This is a genomic window from Pseudopedobacter saltans DSM 12145, assembly GCF_000190735.1.
GTDB classification, from domain to species: Bacteria; Bacteroidota; Bacteroidia; order Sphingobacteriales; family Sphingobacteriaceae; genus Pseudopedobacter; species Pseudopedobacter saltans.
In genome coordinates this window covers 2,865,431-2,889,136 of the sequence record NC_015177.1, presented here as the reverse complement: position 1 = coordinate 2,889,136, position 23,706 = coordinate 2,865,431, and the positions used below count along the sequence as shown (strand labels likewise).

General features: G+C 35.8%; 17 protein-coding genes. 8 read left to right on the top strand and 9 right to left on the bottom strand.

Going from position 1 to position 23,706, the window contains the following annotated elements; all coding sequences use genetic code 11:
* Positions 1-68: 68 nt before the first annotated feature.
* Positions 69-275, top strand: coding sequence for a hypothetical protein (locus tag PEDSA_RS12405; protein WP_013633498.1), 207 nt, complete (start codon positions 69-71; stop codon positions 273-275).
* A 51-nt stretch (positions 276-326) separates the two neighbouring features.
* Here PEDSA_RS12405 and PEDSA_RS12400 read toward each other — a convergent pair whose 3' ends face one another.
* Together PEDSA_RS12400 and eno are read right to left on the bottom strand one after the other, a co-directional pair.
* On the bottom strand, positions 327-1,541 hold the full coding sequence (locus PEDSA_RS12400; protein ID WP_013633497.1) for an IS4 family transposase: 1,215 nt from the start codon (positions 1,539-1,541) through the stop codon (positions 327-329).
* 178 nt (positions 1,542-1,719) lie between these two features.
* Positions 1,720-3,015: a phosphopyruvate hydratase gene (gene eno, locus PEDSA_RS12395; RefSeq protein ID WP_013633496.1), complete on the bottom strand. Its 1,296-nt coding sequence runs from the start codon at positions 3,013-3,015 to the stop codon at positions 1,720-1,722.
* Positions 3,016-3,432: 417 nt separating this feature from the next.
* Here eno and gnd point away from each other — a divergent pair, with 417 nt between their 5' ends.
* From gnd to PEDSA_RS12375, 4 genes are all read left to right on the top strand, one after another.
* Positions 3,433-4,890: a decarboxylating NADP(+)-dependent phosphogluconate dehydrogenase gene (gene gnd, locus PEDSA_RS12390; protein ID WP_013633495.1), complete on the top strand. Its 1,458-nt coding sequence runs from the start codon at positions 3,433-3,435 to the stop codon at positions 4,888-4,890.
* 154 nt (positions 4,891-5,044) lie between these two features.
* Entirely contained in the window at positions 5,045-7,504 is a 2,460-nt protein-coding gene (locus PEDSA_RS12385) for a helix-turn-helix domain-containing protein (RefSeq protein WP_013633494.1), read from the top strand.
* Positions 7,505-7,853: 349 nt separating this feature from the next.
* Complete coding sequence (lpdA, locus tag PEDSA_RS12380) at positions 7,854-9,260, top strand: dihydrolipoyl dehydrogenase (RefSeq protein ID WP_013633493.1); 1,407 nt, start codon at positions 7,854-7,856, stop codon at positions 9,258-9,260.
* A gap of 110 nt (positions 9,261-9,370) precedes the next feature.
* Positions 9,371-10,396, top strand: a complete 1,026-nt coding sequence (locus PEDSA_RS12375) for a hypothetical protein (RefSeq protein WP_013633492.1) — start codon at positions 9,371-9,373, stop codon at positions 10,394-10,396.
* Between the two features lie 106 nt (positions 10,397-10,502).
* Here the strand turns inward: PEDSA_RS12375 and PEDSA_RS12370 are convergent, their stop codons facing one another.
* The 5 genes from PEDSA_RS12370 to PEDSA_RS19625 form a co-directional block, all read right to left on the bottom strand.
* A complete protein-coding gene (locus PEDSA_RS12370) occupies positions 10,503-11,318 on the bottom strand; it encodes a universal stress protein (RefSeq protein WP_013633491.1) in 816 nt (271 codons plus the stop codon).
* A gap of 63 nt (positions 11,319-11,381) precedes the next feature.
* Positions 11,382-14,540 (bottom strand): efflux RND transporter permease subunit, encoded by a 3,159-nt coding sequence (locus PEDSA_RS12365; RefSeq protein ID WP_013633490.1) that lies wholly within the window; start codon positions 14,538-14,540, stop codon positions 11,382-11,384.
* A gap of 91 nt (positions 14,541-14,631) precedes the next feature.
* Positions 14,632-15,696, bottom strand: coding sequence for an efflux RND transporter periplasmic adaptor subunit (locus PEDSA_RS12360; protein WP_013633489.1), 1,065 nt, complete (start codon positions 15,694-15,696; stop codon positions 14,632-14,634).
* Positions 15,697-15,729: 33 nt separating this feature from the next.
* Positions 15,730-17,061: a TolC family protein gene (locus PEDSA_RS12355; RefSeq protein WP_013633488.1), complete on the bottom strand. Its 1,332-nt coding sequence runs from the start codon at positions 17,059-17,061 to the stop codon at positions 15,730-15,732.
* A 30-nt stretch (positions 17,062-17,091) separates the two neighbouring features.
* Positions 17,092-17,706, bottom strand: a complete 615-nt coding sequence (locus PEDSA_RS19625; protein WP_013633487.1) for a TetR/AcrR family transcriptional regulator — start codon at positions 17,704-17,706, stop codon at positions 17,092-17,094.
* 215 nt (positions 17,707-17,921) lie between these two features.
* Here PEDSA_RS19625 and murB point away from each other — a divergent pair, with 215 nt between their 5' ends.
* The 3 genes from murB (at position 17,922) to PEDSA_RS12335 (ending at position 19,915) form a co-directional block, all read left to right on the top strand.
* On the top strand, positions 17,922-18,938 hold the full coding sequence (murB, locus tag PEDSA_RS12345; protein ID WP_013633486.1) for a UDP-N-acetylmuramate dehydrogenase: 1,017 nt from the start codon (positions 17,922-17,924) through the stop codon (positions 18,936-18,938).
* Between the two features lie 166 nt (positions 18,939-19,104).
* Complete coding sequence (locus PEDSA_RS12340; RefSeq protein WP_013633485.1) at positions 19,105-19,632, top strand: RNA polymerase sigma factor; 528 nt, start codon at positions 19,105-19,107, stop codon at positions 19,630-19,632.
* A gap of 46 nt (positions 19,633-19,678) precedes the next feature.
* Positions 19,679-19,915 (top strand): cytochrome b5 domain-containing protein, encoded by a 237-nt coding sequence (locus PEDSA_RS12335; protein ID WP_013633484.1) that lies wholly within the window; start codon positions 19,679-19,681, stop codon positions 19,913-19,915.
* A gap of 35 nt (positions 19,916-19,950) precedes the next feature.
* On the opposite strand, the gene PEDSA_RS12330 is transcribed toward PEDSA_RS12335, so the two are convergent.
* Positions 19,951-23,088 (bottom strand): AsmA-like C-terminal region-containing protein, encoded by a 3,138-nt coding sequence (locus tag PEDSA_RS12330; RefSeq protein ID WP_013633483.1) that lies wholly within the window; start codon positions 23,086-23,088, stop codon positions 19,951-19,953.
* A 72-nt stretch (positions 23,089-23,160) separates the two neighbouring features.
* Positions 23,161-23,634: a 23S rRNA (pseudouridine(1915)-N(3))-methyltransferase RlmH gene (gene rlmH, locus PEDSA_RS12325; RefSeq protein WP_013633482.1), complete on the bottom strand. Its 474-nt coding sequence runs from the start codon at positions 23,632-23,634 to the stop codon at positions 23,161-23,163.
* Positions 23,635-23,706 lie beyond the last annotated feature (72 nt).

Below are 23,706 nucleotides of genomic sequence, written 5' to 3'. Positions count from 1 at the left end.
GAACTGATATATCATAAAGAAAAGGCATACTCTTTGTGCATTCTTTTATTCATTTAAATCTATTAGTTATGAAAAATCAATCGAAAAGTCATCAGTCAGGAAAAGATGTGCAAGGGAGGGCTACTTCAGACAGATCTTTTGTACAGGTAAAGGAAAGAGAAGGACACCGTATGCCTAATGCCAGCAGTGCATCGCATGCTAATCAAGAAAGAAAGCCCAATCAGAGACATGATAGTAATGAATTAACTAAGGTTGATAAAAATAATAGGAAATAAAAAAGGGCGATTTAAATATCACGAATGGTCGGAAGAAATTCTGGCCATTTTTTATGTTTTAAAAAAAAGTCCTGGGTCTCCACCACATTGCAGAACAATCATAGCAATGGTAAGCTCTCTGAGCTCCATAGCGAAACGTCTTTTGGCCGTTTTGTAACCGATGTTGTTAGCTTTCTTGTACATCAACAGCATCATAGCAACGATCAGTGTCATGTATAGTATTACCTGTATCCCATTTTTGTTAAGCGAAACAAGGTGACTTACATTGAGTTCCTGTTTTAAGAACCTGAAAAAGACCTCTATGTCCCAACGCCTTCTGTATGCTTTTGAAATGTCTGCCGCTGAGCTTTCGAAGTCATTGGTCAGTAGCCAATATTGCTTTTGATCTCCTTTACCCTTAACTACTACAAGCCGAAAATGGGTGTCTACCAGTTCTTCGCTATAATATTTTTTGCCGTTTTTATTAATGGGAATACCGGTGTAAAGCTGGACTTTACGGTCGCTGACCAGTAACGATTCGCCCAGATCGAGTTCCATTCCCTCAGTAATAAGAGAGTCCAGTTCAACCAGTTTCCTGTTTTCCTTTGATCTGCAAACGAAAGTTATCTTCTCCTTGTTGAAAGCAGCTATCGTTCTGGTGGATTGCAGCCCCCTGTCCATCACATAGATATTCTGGTGGCCAGTTTCCTTTTTTACATGCTCCCTTACAACTTCCGGCAACGCATTATCTTCGTTACCATAGTTTGGACTGGTGAACACTGATGAATGGCAGGGCAAAACACCGTCAAAGCCAATGCTATATTTGACCGCCTTTTTACCGCTTTTGTTATCAATCCCTTCCATAAGCTTACCAACACTTTCACTGACCATTGAGCTATCTACCCTGATCAGATTGTTCTTCTTTCTCTCTGTTGATGTATAAGCTCTGGAAAATTGCTCATAGATACAATCATATATCTGCTTAAAATAGTCAGGATCAATCTTGGACAATCGCTCAGAAATGGAGCTTCTACGTACCGTTTCATCTTCATCGAGATTGAAAAGCATCTTGAATATAGAATCATTAAACGTATCTTCCAGGGTTCGCTGACTCAGTCTGTCATTGTCCAGAATACCATAGAACAACAAATAGAACAGCTTATTTCCTTTCAGAACCTTTGCGTAGTGGTCGATCCTGGTAGTGAGAGACAAATTTGATAAAAGTGCTTCAGGAATGAAGCCAAGAAGCTGTTTTACGGTGATGTTGTGATCCTTGAAGATGGCCATATATTATTTATTACCAGTGATTAAGATACAAATAATAACCAATAAAAACAATATAAATTATTGATTGCCAATGTATTACATACAAAACAAACCTCCTTAAAACAAAAAAGTCGGAAGAAAAATCTTCCGACCATGACTGATTTAAATATTCGCCCTTTTTTATTCTGTCTCTCAATTATTATTTAATAGCGTATTTGAAGTTTTTACCGATGAATTTTGCATTATCACCCAGTTCTTCTTCAATTCTTAATAATTGATTGTATTTTGCAATCCGGTCTGAACGAGATGCAGAGCCGGTTTTAATTTGACCACAGTTTAAAGCTACTGCTAAGTCAGCAATTGTGGTATCCTCTGTTTCACCAGATCTGTGAGACATTACAGAAGTGTAACCGTTAGTTTGTGCAAGGCTTACCGCGTCAATGGTTTCTGTTAAAGAACCAATTTGATTAACTTTTACTAAGATAGAGTTCGCTGTATTGGTGTCTATACCTTGTTGTAAACGTTTTACATTAGTTACAAATAAATCGTCGCCAACTAACTGTACTCTGTTACCAACTTTATCAGTCAATTGTTTCCAACCATCCCAGTCATTTTCATCCATACCATCTTCGATTGAAATGATAGGGTATTTTTCAGTTAATTCAGCCAGATAAGCAGCTTGCTCTGCGCTTGATCTTACTGCGCCTTTATCGCCTTCGAATTTAGTATAATCGTATTTTCCGTCTTTATAGAATTCAGAAGAAGCACAATCTAAAGCTAAACAAATTTGAGAACCTGGTTGGTATCCGGCAGCTTTAATTGCGTTTAATACAGTTTCAATAGCATCTTCAGTACCTTCGAAAGTTGGCGCAAAACCACCCTCGTCACCTACAGCGGTAGATAAACCCCTGTCGTGAAGAATTTTTTTAAGGTTATGGAAAACCTCAGTACCCCATCTTAAAGCTTCGGAGAATGAAGAAGCACCAACAGGCATAATCATAAATTCCTGAAAAGCAATAGGGGCGTCAGAATGAGAACCACCATTAATGATGTTCATCATTGGGATTGGAAGTGTATTTGCATTTACACCACCGATGTAACGGTACAAAGGCTGATGACTTTCTTGGGCAGCAGCTTTAGCTACAGCTAAAGACACACCTAAAATAGCATTAGCACCTAATTCACCTTTGTTTTCAGTTCCATCAAGATCCAACATGATTTTGTCGATAGTGTTTTGTTCGAAAACGTCAACACCTCTTAACTTCTCAGCAATTTTATCATTTACATTGGCAACGGCTTTTAAAACACCTTTGCCTAAATATACAGACTTATCGTTATCACGTAACTCAACAGCCTCATATTGGCCGGTTGAAGCTCCAGACGGAACCGCAGCTCTTCCGATAATACCATTTTCAGTTACAACATCTACTTCAATAGTAGGATTACCTCTTGAATCGAGGATTTGTCTTGCATGAACATCAAGAATTAAACTCATAATTGTAATATATTAAATCTTTTTCTTCTCTTTCTTAGTGTGGGAATACACTGTTAAAAAATCAAACTTTCAAATATACAAAAAAAGTATAGTTGTGTTGAAAAAATATCGACTTTGCAAATAATAAATTGTTAATTTTTCATTGATTTATGATGACCTGTACGATTTTGTGTGATTTGAAAATCAGCATAGAACATATAACCGGAAATTTAGAAAAGGTAATTATTATTCTTATATTATGACCTAACAGTTGTAATATATCTATATCTCATAGAAAAATAATATTGAGCCATAAAATTTTTAAGATTATTACCCCTAATTTTAAAGTAACAAATTGGTTTTAATATTTAAGCGTGTTATATTTGGGGCGTTTTTATTTCTAAAATTACATTAATCTAGATATTTAAATACTTAATTATGAAAGAAGTATCCGATATAGGGGTAATAGGCTTGGCCGTAATGGGTGAAAACCTTATTTTAAACATGGAAAGCAAAGGTTTTCATGTAACTGCTTACAATCGTACTACAGATAAAGTAGAGAACTTTGTAAACGGAAGAGCAAAAGGCAAAAACATTTACGGAGCGAAATCAATTGAAGATTTAGTAAGTTCTTTAAAATCACCTAGAAAAATCATGTTAATGGTTAAAGCAGGTAAACCTGTTGATGATTTTATCGATTTATTAATCCCACACTTAGATAAAGGAGATATCATTATCGATGGTGGTAACTCTCATTTCCCTGATACAGAGCGTCGCGTAAAATATGTAGAAAGTAAAGGTCTGTATTTTATCGGTTCTGGTGTTTCTGGTGGTGAAGAAGGTGCTTTATTAGGTCCTTCAATTATGCCGGGTGGTTCTAAAGCTGCTTGGCCAGCTGTAAAACCTATTTTCCAGGGTATTGCCGCAAAAGTTGATGACGGTTCTCCTTGCTGTGACTGGGTAGGTGATGGAGGTGCTGGGCACTTCGTTAAAATGGTACACAACGGTATCGAGTATGGAGATATGCAATTGATCAACGAGGTATACCACATTATGAAAGATGTGTTAACTATGTCTACTGATGAAATGCATGAGGTTTTCAAAGAGTGGAATGAAGGTGAATTAGATAGCTACTTAGTAGAAATCACTCGTGATATCTTAGCTTACAAAGAAGAAGATGGTACACCTATCATAGATAAAATTTTAGATACAGCTGGTCAAAAAGGTACAGGTAAGTGGACAGGTACTGTAGCATTAGAGTTAGGTATTCCTTTAACTTTAATTACTGAGTCTGTATTTGCAAGATGTTTGTCTGCAATGAAAGACGAGCGTGTTCAGGCTTCTAAAGTATTGACAGCTGGACCAAAAGCTTCTTTCAATGGCGATAAGCAAGAAATGATTAACAACTTAAGAGATGCATTATATGCTGCAAAAGTAATTTCTTATGCTCAGGGCTATCAAATGATGAGAGCTGCGGCAGAAGAGTACGGTTGGGAATTAAGCTACGGAAATATTGCTTTAATGTGGAGAGGTGGATGTATTATCCGTTCTCGTTTCTTAGGAAATATCAAAGAAGCATTTGATAAAAATCCAGCATTATCTAATTTATTATTAGACGAATATTTCGCAGATAAAATTCAAGCTTGTCAAAACGGTTTAAGACAAGTGGTTGCTACAGCAACATTAAACGGAATTCCGGTTCCTTGTTTAAGTGCAGGTATGAACTATTACGATGGTTACAGATGCGAAAGATTACCGGCAAACTTGTTACAAGCTCAACGCGACTACTTCGGTGCTCATACTTACGAGAGAATTGACAAACCAAGAGGTCAGTTTTTCCATACGAACTGGACAGGTAGAGGTGGTAATACAGCTTCTACTACTTACGACGTATAAGGAGAAATCTCATCAAAATAGCAAAGCCCTTCCTGAATTGGAGGGGCTTTTTTTGTGTCAATAGCAACCTCTTGTTTTTACGACCTGAAAGTACTTTCCTTATTTGAGTTTTTACCACACTTCAACTTTTGTTATGTATATTTGATGCCTACTTATGGCAGAGAATCATCAACTTAAGTTAGCAAACGAATTTGTTCAGTTTACCGATAGAAATATTTTCCTTACCGGTAAGGCAGGGACTGGTAAAACGACTTTTTTGCATAATTTAAGGAAGAATTGCCCTAAAAGAACGGTTGTTGTCGCCCCTACAGGAGTCGCTGCTATTAATGCAGGTGGTGCAACTATTCATTCTTTTTTTCAGTTGCCATTTGGACCTTATATTCCCGGTCAGGACAGAGGTAGAAGCGCTTCGGCGATGCGGATCAGAGGCGAAAAAATCAATCTTATTAAAAGCATAGATCTTTTGGTGATTGATGAGATCAGTATGGTACGTTCAGACACCTTAGATCATATTGATGAGGTTTTACGCAGATATAGAGATAGAACCAAGCCTTTTGGTGGTGTCCAATTGTTGATGATAGGTGACTTACATCAGCTTTCTCCAGTGGTTAAAGACGATGAATGGTCTTTGCTGAAAGATCATTATTCTAATCCTTATTTTTTCAGTAGCAAAGCTTTACAGGAAAGTTATCCGATAGCTATAGAATTAAAGCATATCTACCGCCAGTCAGATGATTTGTTTATTGGATTGTTGAATAAAGTAAGGGAAAACAATATAGACCTGGAAGTGCTGAATGCGCTTAACCAAAGGTATATAGAAAATTTTAATCCGGATGAAGATGAAGGCTATATAACACTTACTTCTCATAATTATTCTGCAAATCAGATTAATGACGAAAAGCTGGGGAAGATAAAAGTGAAAAGTCATGTTTTCAAAGCTGATATTTCTGGCGACTTTCCAGAATTTTCTTATCCCAATGCGGAAAACCTGGAGTTGAAAGTGGGAGCACAGGTTATGTTTGTGAAAAATGATTCTTCCAGAGATAAATTTTATTATAACGGAAAAATTGGAAAGATTACCCGGATTGAAGATGATGTGATTTGGGTGAAATGTCCCCAGGATTTAAACGAAATATATGTGCGTAAGGCTGAATGGCAAAATGTTAAATATGAACTTAATCCCGCTACTAAAGAAATAGAAGAAAAGCAGGTTGGCAGTTTTATTCAATATCCATTAAGGACAGCCTGGGCGATAACAATTCATAAAAGTCAGGGCTTGACTTTTGATAAAGCGATTATAGACGCAAATGCGGCTTTTGCTCATGGTCAGGTTTACGTAGCATTAAGCCGTTGCAGAAGCTTTGAAGGAATGGTACTTCGTACTCCATTGACCTTCAATAGCATCAAAACCGATGGGGTAGTAGCTCATTATACCAAAGAAGCAGAAAATAACACACCCAATTCAGAACAATTGCAACAGGCTAAAGCCTTTTTTCAGCAGGGACTTTTGTATGAGCTTTTTGATTTTAAAGATATCAAAGGAACTTTATTTCAGTGTAAAAGAATTGCTGAAGATTATCATCAGGTAATTTCTGTTGGATTCCTTGATAATGTAAATGAGGTAAGGGAAAATGCGGAAAAAACTATTTACGCCATTTCCGAATCGTATAAAAAGCACTTGAATGTACAGCTTCAACAAAATCAGTTGCCCGAAGACAATGGGGATCTTCAGGAAAGGGTAAAAAAGGCCTGCCGTTATTTTGTAGATAAGATAGATGAGGTGATTATTGCCGGGATGGATAAAGTGAGTTTTGAAGCCGATAATAAAGCGGTAAAAGAAAGTATGAGCGAAGTACTTAATAAGCTTAAAAAAGAGGTTTTCATTAAACGATCTGTGCTTAAAAACAGCCTCGAAGGTTTTGAGACACTAAGTTATATTAAATGTCGGGCAAACGCGGAAATTGATTTTATTAATCTGGAGAAAGTGCAAGTAACAACCCGGAAAGAAACTAAAGTTGCCGCAGGAATTAAACATCCAGAACTTTATAAAACTATAAAATCATGGCGGGACGACTTAGCAGCAGATAATAATGTTCCTGTATATATGATTCTTCCGCAGAAAGCCTTAACCGAGCTGGTAAATAAATTGCCATCCAATTTCGCCGAGCTGGAAAGTATAAAGGGAATTGGTAAAGCAAAAATCAAACAGTTTGGTGCCGAAATTCTTGGAATGGTGACTGAATACTGTGAGAAAAGAAATATTTCTCAAACCCCATTGCAGCTTTTGGTGAAAGTTAATAAGCCGGAAAAGGTAGATACGAAACAAATGTCCTTGAATGCGTTTATTGATGGTAAGACCGTGGAGGAAATAGCTATGGAAAGGGGACTGACAGCTTCTACCATAGAGAACCACTTGATCCATTTTATTGGTACTGGTGAACTGGATATCCATCGTTTTGTAGAAAAGGATAAAGCTAGCCAGATACAAGCCTATGTTGAAGAGTACAAACCTATATCTACCACGCAAACAAAAGAAGCCCTGGGCGATGATATTTCCTATAATGAGATAAGGGCCGTAATGAAGTATTTAACTTATCAGGAGTATTTGAGTTAGTTAGTTTATTGGTTTATTAAGTTTATTGGCTTTTAAATTCCGGCTTATTTTTACTATTTCATTTTTACATTAACTGCCAAGATACGCAGACACAGATTTAAATTCTTAGAAAACTTAGTACGCTTTGAGGTTTTACAACAAAACAGCCACGGTCGATAAATGATCTACTAACCAACCATGCTCATTAATTAATCTAAAGTTGGAATGATAACTCACCAGTCTTGATACTTAATACTATCGACTAAATGCTAATGACTAACAACGAGCCAACTAATTACAATAAAAACATAATAAATCTTGGCTTCTAGTTAAGTTAATCCTTATTTTTATGGCAAATTAAACTACTATTATGCAATACGACGTTATCGTTATTGGTTCTGGACCTGGAGGATATGTTGCAGCAATTCGCTCGGCGCAATTGGGTCTTAAAACTGCCATGATTGAAAAATACGCTACCTTTGGAGGAACTTGTTTAAATGTAGGGTGTATTCCCTCAAAAGCGTTATTAGACTCTTCAGAGCATTTTCATAACGCACAGCACACATTTGCAGAGCATGGTATTGATGTGAAAGACGTAAAAGTCAATATCAAGCAAATGATAAAAAGAAAAAATGAAGTGATTGCGCAAAATACAGCAGGTATCACGTTCTTAATGAAAAAGAACAAAGTTGATACTTACGAAGGTGTAGGATCTTTTAAAGATAAAAATACCATTAAAATCAAATTGACTAAAGGCGGTGAACAAGAAATTACAGGTAAAAATGTAATTATCGCGACGGGATCTAAACCAACTGCTTTACCATTTTTACCAGTTGATAAGAAAAGAATTATTACATCTACAGAAGCCTTAAGTTTAACAGAGGTACCAAAGGCGCTGACAGTGATTGGTGGTGGGGTGATAGGCCTGGAGTTGGGATCTGTTTATGCTCGCTTAGGATCTAAAGTTACGGTAGTGGAATTTGCAGATTCTATTATTGCTACGATGGATGGATCTTTAGGTAAAGAATTGCAAAGAGTGCTTAAAAAGTCTTTGGGGATGGAGTTTTTGTTGAGTCACAAAGTAACCGCAGCAAAAAACAATGGTAAATCTACTACTGTAGAAGCTTTGGATTCAAAAGGGAATGTAGTAAAAGTAGAGGGAGATTATTGTATAGTTGCGGTAGGAAGAACAGCCTATACGGAAGGTTTAGGCCTGGAAAATATCGGAATAAAATTAGAAGAGAGAGGTAAGAAAATTCCGGTAAATGCTCAGTTAGAAACGCCTGTTAAAGGTGTTTATGCAATTGGTGATGTTGTTGCCGGTGCAATGCTGGCACATAAAGCGGAAGAAGAGGGAGTTTTTGTAGTAGAGTCAATTGCTGGCCAAAAACCGCATATTAATTATAATTTAATACCAGGAGTAGTTTACACCTGGCCAGAAGTAGCTTCGGTAGGATTAACAGAAGAACAGTTAAAAGCAGAAGGAAAGAAATACAAGACAGGGGCTTTCCCGTTTAAAGCGAGTGGTAGGGCAAAAGCAAGTATGGATACAGATGGTTTTGTAAAAGTATTAGCCGATGCGGAAACCGACGAAATTTTAGGCGTTCATATGATAGGGCCTCGTGTAGCCGATATGATTGCAGAAGCAGTGGTAGCTATGGAATTTAGAGCGAGCGCAGAAGACATAGCCAGAATCTGTCATGCACATCCAACATATACCGAAGCGTTTAAAGAAGCAGCATTAGCTGCTACAGATAACAGAGCGATACATATGTAAATAAAATGTATTTATAGGTAAAAGGTTTGCTATCGGCAAACCTTTTTTGTTTATATTAGCAATTTTATAGCTATATGAAATATTGTATTTGCGTTATTCTTTTTAAAGTCATGTCTCTTAGTCTATCCGCGCAGATTAAAGAGACTTTTGTAAAAGGCCAGTTAGACTTAGAGAATGGAACCAGTCATCAGGGATATTTTAAAAGAGAAACCTTAAAGAGTATGAGGAATGGAGTTACTTTTAAAAAGGAACTTGCTGACGATGGCAAATATTATAAAGCTTCTGATGTAAAAGAAGCAAAGTTTGAAACAGGCGAAATTTTTAGAACAATATCTTGCCTGGATGCGGCTAATCAGAAAAAAGAGATATTTCTTGCTTCGCTATTGGTTGATGGGAAAACATGCTTATACGAGAGTGTTTTTGAAGAAGATTTTATCTACATACTTTCTAAAGAAGGAGAATATGCGTGGTTGCAAGATGATAAAATTATAGATGGCAGCCTTAAAAGATTCTATTTCCGGAATAAACTTGCTGCTTTGTTGTCTTCAGATAAAATAAGCTATTCTTCTTTTGGTAATATTGGTTTTAATGACAAAGAGTTAATTAAGATAGTGAGCCTGTATAACAACCAGGAATCCTCAAAGAACATAGTTATTCAAAAAAACGTCGATAAATTAACGTTTTTGGTAATAGGACTTAGCGGTATGTATAAAAATAACAACGAACAAGAATATAATGCTTCCGTTGTTTATCGTTCTTACTTTCCCTCTCTAAGCCAATCCACTTCATTGAATATAGGCCTTAACTATTATTACAATATACATACAAATAACAGAGATAAATTTAAACGGCAGCTATATACATTACCTCTGTTTCTTCGTCAGAATCTTTTAAGAAAATCTATACGGCCGTATGTTGATATAGGTTTAAATGTAAGTTATATAGAAGATAAATTTTTTGATACCAATCGGAATGCTATTTCTAAAGGGTTTCAGCAAGATTACGGCCTAGGTTTTTTAGTAGGAGGAGGTGTCGAAACGGATATTTTTAAGCATTTTCAAATTAAAGCAGAGTATAAATTTGAGAATTATAACCATTTGTTAATGGCTGGATTTGCTCGTGTAATTAAGCTTTAGCAATATTGAATTGCAATTAAATTAAGTAGTCATTAGTTGAATTCCTTTTTGGTTTCTAATAAAACCGCCTCCTGTTACTCTTTAAAGAATTGCAGGAGGCATTATTTTACAAGCCAATTGGAATAGATAATAATGGAACATGCGAGTTAGAAGCCATGACCCGGGTTTTACTTCTATGCACCAAAGAAGACCAGAAACCATATCTGTACGGAATCATGATCAAAATGTCTGCTCCGGTCTCTAAAATTTCATTTTCGATTTCCTTAATTACAGAATCAGATTCTATTTCTTTGTAGGTATGATGGATGTTTTTAAGCTGTAAATCGATTTTTTTCTTTGTAAAAGAAGACTCTAGTTTGCTTACACCTTTATGAACATGGAAAATCTCTACTTCGGAATTCATTTTTTCAGCAAAGTCTTTAATTTGTTCCAGAATTAAGGAATGAACTCCTCTAAGAATATCACAGGCGAAAAGGATTTTATTTATTCCTTTGTATTTTGCTCCTAAAGGAATAGCTAAAATAGGTAATTTGAAACGGCTGATCGCTGCTGTTGTGGTATTACCAAAAATATCCTGAGAGATAGATTTTTTTGCCGTACCCATTACAATTAAATCAGCTTTGTGTTCCTCTATAATGCTTTCCAGCTCTTCTTCCATGTTTAAAAGAGATGAAAGGCACATTACTTCAACACGATATTTAGCAGTAATGAGGTCTGCTTTTTGTTGTAAAGAAGCAATGTTGAGTTTTTTTACCTCGTCAAGCGCATTGGCTGGGAACAAAGTATTTGCATAATGAGGCGGAAGTGTAAATGAATTAAATAAGATAATTTTTGCATTTAAATCTTTCGCTGCTGCGCCTGCATATTCCAATGCATTTTCTGCTTCTGCAGAGAAGTCTGTAGCTACAATAATAGTTTTCATGATGTTCTCTCCTCTATAAAAATAAAACAGCCCACTAAGGGGCTGTCTATATATGTGAATTAATTAATATTCATGAACGTCGACATGGTCGTATTCTTCTTCTATCAGTTCTTCGATACTTTTTTCTTTTTTATTGAAACCAAATTTATCTAAAATATTATCGAAAATTTGATACATCACTGGTACGACAACCAATGTCAAGAAAAGCGAACTGGTTAAACCTCCAATAATTACCCAGGCCAAACCGTTTTTCCAATCGGCACCGGCACCACTTGCCAATGCAATAGGTAGCATACCAAACACCATGGCTATAGTTGTCATTAAGATTGGACGCAAACGAGCGTGGTTAGCTAAAATTAATGCCTCGTGAGTAGATTTTCCCTGTGCTTTCAAGTGGTTGGTAAAGTCAACCAGAATGATGGCATTTTTAGCAACCAGACCCATTAGCATGATGAAACCCAGAATGGTGAAAATACCCAAAGCGTTGTTAGTTAGCGCAAGTGCAAGTAGGGCTCCAATTAAAGCTAGCGGTAAAGAGAACATTACCACAAATGGATAAACGAAACTGTCATATAATGCGACCATAATTAAATAAACTAAAATTACAGCAGCTAATAATGCAATACCTAAAGTACCAAAACCTTCGCTTTGGTTCTCCTGATCTCCTGCCCAATAGAAGCTAATACCGGCAGGTTTTTGCATTTTATCTATTTCGGCCTGGAAATCCCCTACAACAGAACCTGTCGGTCTGCCTACGGTTTGAGCTTTTACAGTTACCGAAGTTGATTTGTTTAAACGCTCTAATAAACTTGGGCCCGAACCTTCTTTAATATCTGCAAATTGTGAAAGTTTGATTTGCTGACCTGCACCATTTATGAAAATCAGGTTGCGTACATCATCTATATCTTTACGGTCGAAATCTTGATATTGGATATTAATATCGTATTCATACTCGCCCTGACGGAATTTACCGTCGGTATTTCCAGCAAAAGCAGTTTGCATGGTTGCACCCACAGTTTGTAGATTTAATCCTAATGCAGACATCTTATCACGGTCTACCTTTACGTTAATTTCCGGTGTGCCTTTCTCTACAGAAAGTTTGGTTTGTGTAGCACCAGGGATTTTGGCCATGATGGCTTGAGCCTTTTCAGCGAAAGCTAATACAGTATCTAAATCAGACCCTAAAACTACGAATTGAATAGGTGCTTCGTCTGCTGTACCTAAAATACCGATAGGAACAGTTTTGATTTTAGCTCCAACTAATATTTTTTCTAACTCCCGTGTGTAAGTGGTTGAAATAATATCAGAAGATACATTGTTACGCTCTGGTTTATCTACCAACTTAACGTTGATTTCAGATTTATAAGCCGTTGCCGTAGTACCGCCCATACCTTCACTTGATTGTCCAACCGTAGTAATCATTTGGACAATTTCCTTTTTCTCACTCAAAAAGTTCTCGGCTTTTTGGGTATAAAGGTTCGTCTGCTCTAACGAGGCATCTTTTGGCATCTCTATTTGTAATAAGAATTCTCCTTTATCAGATTTAGGGAAAAACTCGAAACCGATATATCCGGCAACTAACAACCCAAATGAAGAAAAGAAAAGAACCACCATTATAATTAATGTAACGGCTTTATGTTTAAGTGTCCATTCTAATATTCTGGTAATCCAGTTAGTGAATTTATGTAGTTGTTTTTCGAACCACAAAATAAATTTACCAAATATGTTTTTGCCCTCGACACGTTCTAGTTTACCAAAGCGCGAGAAGATTAATGGTACAATAGTAAATGACGCTACTAATGATAACAAGGTAGAAATAATTACCACCACACAGAATTGACGTAAGATGTTAGCCACCATACCTGTACTTATTGCAATTGGGAAAAACACAACCACAATTACGAAAGTGATGGATACTACGGTAAAACCAATTTCACGTGTTCCGTCAATAGCCGCTCTGACTTTGTTTTTTCCCATTTCCATGTGACGCTGGATATTTTCCAAAACCACAATCGCATCATCCACCAAAATACCTACTACTAAGGATAATCCCAGTAAAGACATCAAGTTTAAGGTATAACCAAACATTGCAATACCAATGAAAGTAGCAATTAAGGATGCAGGAATGGAAACCATTACGATAACTGCGTTACGCAAACTATGTAAGAAGAAAAGCATTACGACAGCAACCAATACAACCGCCATCATTAAATCATGGATTACCGCATCGGCAGACTGTAAGGTATAGTCAGAACTATCGTTTACAATTTTAATATCCAGATTAATGTCTTTGTAATCGTTTTTGAGCTGTTCTATAATTGCTTTGGTGCCTTCACTTACAGTTACTGCATTTGCATCACTTTGTTTAATAATTTGTACGGCGATAGAGTTTGCTCTGTTAATGCGAGCAAGTTTTTCTGTTTCTTTTTGAGTATCCTGCACATCGGCAATATCACCTAAACGAATCTGAGAGCCGTCTTTGCTGGTAGTTATTACCAGATTACGCATTTCCTCTACATTAGTATATTTACCCGATAAACGTACTAAGATGTCCTGAGCTTTAGTTTTTACACTTCCTGTAGGGAAATCTAAATTTGAAGCAAGGATCGCCTGTTGTACAGCAAGCACAGATAAACCATAACCTTGCAGTTTTTTAGCGTCTAAAGCTACTTTAATTTCACGTTCTGAACCACCAATTAGATTTACCTGCGCTACGCCAGACACGCGGGAAATAATTGGAGCGATACGTTTGTCCATCAAGTCATAGAACGAAATATCGTCCATATGAGCAGATGCAGACATGGTAATCACAGGGAAATCATCTAGTGAGAATTTACTCAGCGATGGTTGTTTTACATCGTCTGGTAACGTAGCCAAAATCGCGTTTACCTTTCTTTGTGCATCATTTAGAGCAACGTCTATTTGTGCTTTCTCGGTAAGCGTTATAATAACGACTGACAAGCCTTCGTAAGAGTTCGCGTTAATTTTCTTAATGTTTTCCATCGAAGAAACCGCGTCCTCAATTTTTTTGGTAACGGTACTTTCTACCTCATTTGGCGAAGCGCCGGGATAAATAGTTGAGATAGATACTACGTTTGGAGAGAACTTAGGTAAAAGCTCATATCCCAACGAGAAATAGCTAAGTAAACCCAGCAAAGTCAATGCGGTAAATACCACAATCACCAGCGAGGGTCTTCTTATGGATATGTCTGTAATTTTCATTTTTTTAGTATTGGGTATCGCGTATTGTGTATTGCGTATCGAGATTTGAATAATAACTCTCAATACTCATATCTCAATACTCAAATCTAATTTATTTTATAACAGTAACAGGAGTACCTTCGCTTAAGTTAATCTGTCCACTTGTAATCACTGTTTCTCCTTCTTTCAAGCCATCTAAAATTTCTACGTTTTCTCCTAGGATCCGTCCAGATATTACTTTACGTAGTTCAGCTATGTTTTTCTCTTTATTTAAAACATAAACTTCGTTACTACTAACACTTCCAGCGAAAGAAGTTCGAGGAATTAGAATCGCAGGAGCTTGTTTAGGGAATTTAAACACTGCGGTACCATACATCCCAGCTCTTAAGCTGTTTTTAACGTTGTTAGTTACTTCAACTTCAATAGGAAAGTTTAAAGTTTCGTCGGCTTTTGCAGCAATAAAAGTTACTTTACCAGAAAATTTCTCATCAGGGAAAACTGAAGATAAGATCTGAACTGCATCTCCAATTTTTAAGTTGGCTACTTGATTTTCATTAACATTTACTTTTAATTTCAATTTAGAAACGTCAACCAATTCGAATAACTGAGTTCCAGGAGCTACAACAGCACCAACTTCAATCATCTTTTTGTTAACTATACCGTTGATTGAAGATCTGATGTTCGCATCATTCAGTTTCTTTTGTTGTTGTTGCAAACGAAGTTTAGCATTTTGTGCATTTAAACGAGCCTGGTCTAACTGTTGTTGAGTTACCCCGCCAGTTGCAAAAGAGCTTTCATAACGTTGCAAATCTCTAACGGCATTTTGGTAAGTTGCTTCAGCAGTTTCTCTGTCGGTATCTAAAATTTCAGCATCAATTCTGGCTAAAATAGTTCCTTTGCTTACACGGCTTCCTTCTTCAACGTATATCTTGCTTACACGACCGGAGTTTTCAGCACTGAAGTTTAATTCCTGATTCGGAGCGAAAGTTCCGTTCACAGTAAAATCTAAGTCAATTTCCTTACGCTCAACATTAGCCGCTTTAACAGCTACAGAACCACTACCTTTTGCGATAAAGTCGGTTGTTTCCTGGGCTTTCTTTTTGTTGTTGTTCAATACATAGCCAATAGCAGCTAGTACTACAATTACTACAACAATTATGGTTATTGTTCTTTTCATTTTTCTATTGTTATATTTCTTTTATATTTTGGTTTATTGGGCTAAGGTTTTGATATCACCTTTAGATTTGATTAGCTGTATTTCTGCAATTTTGTAGTTTAATAATGCTTGCGTATAGCTGTTTTGTGCTTGTGTTAACGCGTTTTCGGTATCTAATAAATCAGTTAATGAGGCCAGTCCGTTGTTATAATTGTTTTGTGTACTCAAGTAGATTTCGTTAGCCAACTCTGCATTTTTCTTTTGTGAATTAATGGTATTAATGCTGTTTCTTAACTGGATTTTAGCATTCTCATAAGCCATGTTCAATGCGTTGGTCGTCTCCAAACGATCTGCTTCAAATTCTTTAATTTCAATTTCTGCTTGTCTTACTCTGGAACGAGTAGAAAAGCCGTTGAAGATTGGAATACGTAACGTTAAGCCTATTGCAGATGCATCGAAACCAATGGCATTACGGTTAGACTTTAAAAAGTCGAAACTGTTAGCCTGACTGTTGTAATTGTAATTTGCATTTAATGAAAGGTTTGGATAATACTCAGAAACGTATGCTTTACGTTGTAAATTCAATAAATTCTTTTGTACATCCATCAATTGCATCTCGGTTCTCGCCGATAGATTTATAGTGTCAGCCAAAATAGGATTTTGATTAACTGCTGTAAGTTCTGATGAAGGCAGTGAAATAGGAGTGTGTATTGGCATTCCCATAGAAAACTTTAATTGATTTTCTAACATGGTAATTGCATTAGCCATTTCTGCCCTTTGCGTATTCAAGTTAGTTAGATTAACATTGATACGATCAACATCAATTTTTTTAGCCAAGCCATTTTGATATTGATTAGCAATAATTTTCTCAACTATTTTCACGTTTTTGATGTTGGTGTCTATTACATTTAACTGCTGCCTGTTTACCAATACCTGATAATAATTGTTAGCCACTTGTTCAATTACCTGCTCTTCGGTAAGTTGCGCATTAAGTCTGTAATAAGCTTCACTGGATTTTGCTGCTTGTAAACCGGTAAAGACTTGTTGGTTAAATAACTGTTGCGACAACTGTACACCCGCAACTGAATTCCAGGCTTGTCCCATTTTTATGGATTGGGTCTGGCCTCCGATATCAGCTACCAACATGCCAATAATTGCGTTGTAAGTCAGACCAGCATTACCGGTAATTTGCGGTAAAGCCTGTGCTCTCACTTCCTGTGTTTTGAATTTTCCTTTGTCTATTTCAAGCACAGCTTTTTTTGCCGCAGTGTTATTATCCAAAGCATATTTTAACGCATCTTTAAGCGTTAACTGTGTAGATTGTGCAAATGCACCCGTAAAAGTGCATATGCTTATCAGCGTTATTAAAAATCTAATTGATTTCATCTTGCATATTTATATATAGGGTTCTTCATGTTATTTTTTAATGCCATTGTATATCAGGTCGATGACATCTTTAAGACTGTTTCTTATAGAGTCTACAACCTCTTTACTCAATTCTAATGAGTTTGGGCCGGAACAAATATGTAGCCTGCTTATACCAATTCCCATGAAAATATCGTTTAGTGTAACGGCTGTCTTTTCTGCATCTAATTCCCTAAGCTCACCACGTTCAATGCCAGCATCCAGAAAATGTTCTATAATGACCGTTTCCTTCTCTCTGATTTTCTCTCTCAGTTCTATAAACCTTTTGTCTTTATAGAAGTAATCTATCTGAAGATCCTGGATTCTCATCATGTGAAATTGTTCTGCAAAAGCAAGCCTGGCTTCAATCATTTGCATGAGCCCTTCTGGAATAGAATTGGCATTTTCTAAAGATTTTTGTTGTTTTTCCAGCTGATCAGACAGTATACTAATAGCTACTTCTAAGAATAGAGAATTCTTATCCGGGAAATAATAGTATAAAGATGCTTTGGAAATATTCAAATCATCGGCGATATCGTTCATTGTCGTTTTCTCGATACCAAAATGAGAGAATCTTTTTAAAGCAACCTCAATTATTTTTTCCTTTTTACCGTCCTGTTCCGTCATAATATTAACTTTTTAACCTTCTGACTTTTTTAATTGAATGGTCAAAAATACGACAAATTATTGGCATCACTATTAATTTTTGTTATTTGATTTTTTAATGACAATGACTTTGACGTAAAAAGAAGTAAATGTGTTACAATCTAAATGTTTTTTTGATAGCAATGGATTGTGGTATCTAAATTTTAAATTTGCCATCGGTTAACATAACATATATCATGCTAAATATTCTCGAAAACGTTTCTCTGAAAAAATATAACTCTTTTGGTATCAATGTAAATACCCGATATTTTGTAGAGATAAATCAAAAGGAAGATTTAGTTGAACTATTCTCTGATGAACAGTGGAAGTCTTACCCGCGACTGATTTTAGGAGGCGGAAGCAATATTCTTTTTACAAAGGATTATGATGGCTTGATTATCAAAATGAATATCAAATTCATAGAGTCGGAAATAAACGGGGAAAATGTAAGTGTTAATGCTGGTGCCGGCGTTGTTTGGAATGATCTGGTGACTTATTGTGTTAACCAAGGATATGCCGGTATAGAAAATTTAAGTCTGATTCCGGGATCTGTGGGCGCGTCTCCGATTCAAAATATTGGAGCTTATGGCGTAGAAGTAAAAGACGTTTTTGATTCTTGCGAAACTTTTGAAATTGAAACAGGTCTGTTTAAGACCTTTTCAAAAAATGACTGTAAGTTTGGCTATAGAGAAAGTGTATTTAAGCAGGAACTTAAAAGCAAGTATATTGTTTGTTCTGTTACCTATGCTTTGTCTTTAAGTCCTAATATTAATACATCGTATGGTGCAATTAGTACAGAACTTGAAAAAAGAGAGGTAAGTAAGCCAACGATAAAAGATGTTTCAGAAGTTGTGTCTAGTATCCGGGTTTCTAAGCTTCCGGATCCTTCTACAATAGGAAATGCCGGTTCATTTTTCAAGAATCCAATTATTCCGCATCAAAAGGTGGAAGAATTGTTATCGGAATACCCAGACTTAGTTCACTATAAAGTCGATGAAAATAATACGAAGTTAGCGGCTGGTTGGTTAATAGAACAGTGTGGTTGGAAAGGTAAAGTTGTAGGAAATACCGGGACCTGGAAAAATCAGGCTTTGGTATTAGTTAACCACGGCGGGGCAACCGGAAAGGAAGTTTTTGATTTTTCTGACTTGATTATCAGTGACGTTAATAAAAAATTTGGAGTGTTTTTAGAACGGGAGGTGAATATTATTTAATACATGTTCTTATTTAGTTTTCACTAAATGAAATATTAATGCCTTTGGCTTATGTTTTGTAGTGGATGAATAGAGAAAAGTTTTTTTGGATTAAACTATCATTTTGGATTGATTATTTCTAAAGAATTTAGGCAAGAATCTATTTATCTACTAAAACATAAACAAAATGACAAGAATTGAGTTTAACACACTTGTAATGCATCAAGCGTCTTCTTTAAGGATGCATGCCCTCCATTTTACACATGATTCTGACGATGCAAATGACCTGGTACAAGATACCATGTTAAAAGCAATAACTTACTACAACAAGTTTAAAGAGGGTACTAATTTAAAAGGATGGTTATATACTATCATGAAAAATACCTTTATTAACAATTATCGTCGTTTTGTAAAGATCAACTCTTTTGTAACAATGACAGACGAAATATCTTCCGCACAGTTGTCATTCTCGTCTACGGTAAATAAAGGTGAGCCTAAATTTGTTATGGAAGATGTAAGGAAGGCATTAGGAAAGTTGCAGGACGATTATTACATACCATTTATCATGCACTTCGAAGGGTTTAAATACCATGAAATCGCCGAGCATTTGCAAATTCCAATAGGAACAGTGAAAACAAGAATCCACGTTGCAAGAAAAATCCTTAAAAAAGATCTTAAAGCTTACGACTATACAATCAGAGAAACTGCAGCTTAATTAGGTCAATCTTCATTTTTTTATCAATTTAGCGATTGATTGAATTATGGAAGATTATCCTATTTATAACAGATTTCAGCTTGCTTTAAGGAATGGAAATGATAAACCCCAGATCTGGGTTGCTTTTGAAGGCATAATCTACGACCTAACCGAAAGCAGATTGTGGCGAAACGGCAAGCATTACGAGCATTGGGCAGGACAGGACCTGACGGAAGAATTGAAAGATGCTCCACACACAAACAAAGTATTTGAGAAGTTTAAAGTTGTTGGGTACTTAAGATAGAAAAAGGGAGGTTTTCAAAAGTCTCCCTTTGCTGTTTATTCTTCAGTTTCTAAATTGTCTTCTTTCGATTGCCTGCCTAGTTTAATAATCGGGTTTTCCTGTGTTCCGGTAACTTTTATCGGGATACCTATAATTCCCAATGGAGGTAAGCCCAATCTAAAGCCAACATTCAATCTTCCATCTAAACCAACCTGTCCTTCGAATCTTGGTCTGAAACCTGCAATTCTCATTTTGGTACGTTCAATCGTCATGATATTGTTCTCTATCCTTGATTTAATCTGAACTTTGCTGACAGAAGCATCCTTCAATTCGCTGCTTGATGTTTTCGCTGCGATGTTATTCATCAATTTAAATCCTTTAAACTGGATTTTATCCAAACTCAGGGTACCCGCGCCCTTTAACGTTTTCATTACGGGAGACATGTTTTCATCCAGTGAGCCGGACAGAATATAATCTAAAGAAACAATACCATAAGCATTTTTTGCGGATGAAGCCATTTCTCTGAATAGTGCTATTTCCCGATACGCTTTTTGTATGTCAAAGCTATCTGCTTTGATACTGTATGTGAAATCTGCTTTTCGTGGAGATTTAGGCGAGTAACTTGCGTTCATATTTACCTTTGTCCCAATTAAATCGAAACCGGTATCTTTCATTTCTATATTGCCATTTTTGGTAATTACGTTTCCTTTGAAGTTTTTCAATATCAGATCGTCATATTTTATTTGCGAAACTTTCGCATTAAAATCAATATCCAATTCTTTCGGAACCAGAATTACACCAGAAGCATTTGAACTTGCATTGTTGTTATCGGTATTATTATCGGCATAAGCCATAAATTCATTGGCATTAATGTATTGGCTATTTAAATCAAATTTTCCGGTTAAAGGACTATTCGGCTTCATGATATAATTAATCAAATTGCTCAGATGTCCGTTAACGGTGAATCTAGTATCTCCGTAACTGCCGTTAAATGTTTTGAAAAGCATCTTTTCCCTAAAGAAGGTAAATCGTCCGGTATGTATATAAAAATCTTTGGGAAATAAATCCGTATTGATTTTGATATTATCGACTTCTAGAGAACCAAAATTTTTAAGCTTGCTGAAATTTCCGGCGATAGCGTCACTTTGCAAACCCTGCAGGTTTAAATTTGCCCTGATAAAACCATTTACGTCATAACCATTGATAGCAAAAATTTTATAGATTGCCCCTAAATCTATATCTCCTTTAGAAATGACTTTATAATTCAAATTATCGAAATTATGGAGATTGGCTTTCAATTCGAAAGGTTTATTTGCTATGCTGAAAGTAATTGGTAGAACATCTACTTTCAAGTCTTTGAAAGAACCTTTGCCACTGGTTACATGAGTAATAATGGAAACATTTTCGATAGGGATTGGATAAGCGAGTGATTTGAAGTATCCGTTTGTGAGGGACAATTCGGTACTTGTAACAGGAACTATTCTTTTGGCAGGTAAGTAATTTCCTTTCGCTACGGCATCAAGATTAAATATTCCTCTAATAATTACACTATCTATAGGATAGAATTTGGGAATATCTGCTAAATCAAATTTTCCCTTTAATTCGCCGTCTACCGGAAAGTTTTTGAAATTTTCTACCTTAACAAACCCCTTAATGTAATTGCTTAGAACATTCAGATTTAAATCGCTTAAATTGATATTTACATTTTGTAAAAGGCTGTCTTTGGTAGAACTGTTTAGTTTGAAACCAATATGGTCTATTGCCTGAGGTAATTTTGCAAACTTAAAATAACCATCCTTTAACTCAGATTTCAGGTTGAAAACAGGAATACTTATAATTACTGTATCAATTCGCCTGATACCTGATTTTACAATGCCTTTGGCATATCTGCCATCAGCATTAAAATCTAAGGAGAATTTACCTTTAAAGTCGTAAGCTTCTAAACCAACTGCCTGATCGAATTTCTCTAAATCTAATTCAGATTTTATTTTAGCAACAATGGTGGAAGGTTCAAGGCCGTTTACTTTTAAAGAACTATGGAAATAGTCTTTGCCTAAATTGAAATTCAGTTTTTCAAGATTCAGGATTACCTTCTTCGGATCTGCGTTGGGAAGATCGACATTTAGATCCAACGTTAGATTCTGTAGTGGAGTAGGAAAATCCTGATAAGCTAGTTTTCCGTCTTTTATCTTTAATGCCAAATGGGCATCGGGCATTTTGTTTTCCTCGGCGAGATATTGGCCTTTTAAAGAAAAGTTGATGTCGCTAAGGCCACTTATTTTCGTTTTATCTGTCCACTCTAAATAATTTGGCGGTAAAATAGATAAAAGGTGTTCCAATTTACTTTGTAGGCTTACGATATTAAAATCCAGATCGTAACCGTTATTTATGAAAGCAAATTTTCCTGTAAACGTAATAGGGAGCTTGTTTATTTTTAGTTCATTTTTTTCGAATACAAAACTTAACGAATTGGTATTAACGTGGGTTAATAATTTTGCATCGATATTTTTGTTGGTTAAATATTCCTGTCCATCATAGCTAAAAGTTAGTGAATCTATTTGAGCGTGTGTAGTCAAAGCAAAAACAGCGTCTGATAATTTGCCTTTTCCCGTATAATTAAATCCCCTGGCATCAATTAAAACAGGTAAAGACCTGTCGTTGTATATCAGATGCGTATTTTTAATTTTTATTAGCTCTATTCGTAAAGAGGTTTCGGAATCTTCTTTCTGGGGAGTTTCCTTTTTTGTAGAATCAGATTTTAAGATATTATAATTTGCGATACCTAAACTGTCTGTTTGCACATTGATAAAACCATCCTCTATATAAAATTTATTAATGGCGAGGGTTTCTTCAAAAACAGATGCTAGGTTTATTCCTAACGAAACCTCTTTGGCTTTCAATAATGTTTCGTTTTTAAAAGGAGCGGATCCTTTTAAATCTATATCATACACATTAACTGTTAAATAGGGGAAGTGACTAAAGAAAGATAGCCCGATATTGCTAAATTTTACTTCAGCATCCAGATTTTCATTGGCCCATGCCGAAATTTTATTATTGATAGTTTTTGAAAAGATTAAGGGCAATACAGCTAGTAAAGCTAAAATAATTGCAAGGCCGATAAAAAATCGCTTAACAATTTTAATAAGAGTTTCTTTCACGTTATTTAGAAATAATCGCAAAAGAACAACTTTCATAGCTAATAAATGTTCATATCAGGTAAAAATTAAAAAATATGATTTAAGGTAAATAGATATAGACCTCATTTCTTATTCATGATGATAAGGCTCACCTCTTAAGATTGTGAATGCTCTGTAAATTTGTTCAGTGAAAAATAATCTCACCATCTGATGAGAGAAAGTCATTTTAGAAAGTGAAATCTTGTCGTTTGCGCGTTGGTAAACGCTTTGGTCAAACCCATATGGTCCACCAATTACAAATATCATATGCTGTGTAGCCGATATCATCTTCTTATTTAAAAAATCAGCGAACTGAACCGATGTATAAGAAACCCCTTTTTCATCCAGTAAAACAATAAAATCTGTATTAGAAAAGTTTTTTAACAGCAGTTCGGCTTCTTTAGCCTTTTGCTGGTCTTCACTCAGATTCTTCGTGTTTTTTAATTCAGGTAGATCTTTAATTTCGAACTTTACATAATGTTTGAGTCTTTTGACATATTTCTCAATACCTTCCACTAAATATTTGTCCTCTGTTTTGCCAACGGTCAGTAAAGTAATCTTCATCTTCTAAATGGTTTCTTCTCCAGCTTTTACAAATTAAAAAAAGAAAATTGGAAATATTAGTAATATCTTTCG

Excerpts from the sequence above, each read along its gene's own strand:
- PEDSA_RS12335 (WP_013633484.1), top strand. The coding sequence starts at position 19,679 with ATGGAAGATTATCCTATTTATAACAGATTTCAGCTTGCTTTAAGGAAT.
- PEDSA_RS12330 (WP_013633483.1), bottom strand. The coding sequence starts at position 23,088 with ATGAAAGTTGTTCTTTTGCGATTATTTCTAAATAACGTGAAAGAAACT.
- eno (WP_013633496.1), bottom strand. The coding sequence starts at position 3,015 with ATGAGTTTAATTCTTGATGTTCATGCAAGACAAATCCTCGATTCAAGA.
- PEDSA_RS12385 (WP_013633494.1), top strand. The coding sequence starts at position 5,045 with ATGGCAGAGAATCATCAACTTAAGTTAGCAAACGAATTTGTTCAGTTT.
- PEDSA_RS12355 (WP_013633488.1), bottom strand. The coding sequence starts at position 17,061 with ATGAAATCAATTAGATTTTTAATAACGCTGATAAGCATATGCACTTTT.
- rlmH (WP_013633482.1), bottom strand. The coding sequence starts at position 23,634 with ATGAAGATTACTTTACTGACCGTTGGCAAAACAGAGGACAAATATTTA.
- PEDSA_RS12375 (WP_013633492.1), top strand. The coding sequence starts at position 9,371 with ATGTCTCTTAGTCTATCCGCGCAGATTAAAGAGACTTTTGTAAAAGGC.
- PEDSA_RS12405 (WP_013633498.1), top strand. The coding sequence starts at position 69 with ATGAAAAATCAATCGAAAAGTCATCAGTCAGGAAAAGATGTGCAAGGG.
- lpdA (WP_013633493.1), top strand. The coding sequence starts at position 7,854 with ATGCAATACGACGTTATCGTTATTGGTTCTGGACCTGGAGGATATGTT.
- PEDSA_RS12360 (WP_013633489.1), bottom strand. The coding sequence starts at position 15,696 with ATGAAAAGAACAATAACCATAATTGTTGTAGTAATTGTAGTACTAGCT.
- PEDSA_RS12340 (WP_013633485.1), top strand. The coding sequence starts at position 19,105 with ATGACAAGAATTGAGTTTAACACACTTGTAATGCATCAAGCGTCTTCT.
- gnd (WP_013633495.1), top strand. The coding sequence starts at position 3,433 with ATGAAAGAAGTATCCGATATAGGGGTAATAGGCTTGGCCGTAATGGGT.
- PEDSA_RS12400 (WP_013633497.1), bottom strand. The coding sequence starts at position 1,541 with ATGGCCATCTTCAAGGATCACAACATCACCGTAAAACAGCTTCTTGGC.
- PEDSA_RS19625 (WP_013633487.1), bottom strand. The coding sequence starts at position 17,706 with ATGACGGAACAGGACGGTAAAAAGGAAAAAATAATTGAGGTTGCTTTA.
- PEDSA_RS12365 (WP_013633490.1), bottom strand. The coding sequence starts at position 14,540 with ATGAAAATTACAGACATATCCATAAGAAGACCCTCGCTGGTGATTGTG.
- PEDSA_RS12370 (WP_013633491.1), bottom strand. The coding sequence starts at position 11,318 with ATGAAAACTATTATTGTAGCTACAGACTTCTCTGCAGAAGCAGAAAAT.
- murB (WP_013633486.1), top strand. The coding sequence starts at position 17,922 with ATGCTAAATATTCTCGAAAACGTTTCTCTGAAAAAATATAACTCTTTT.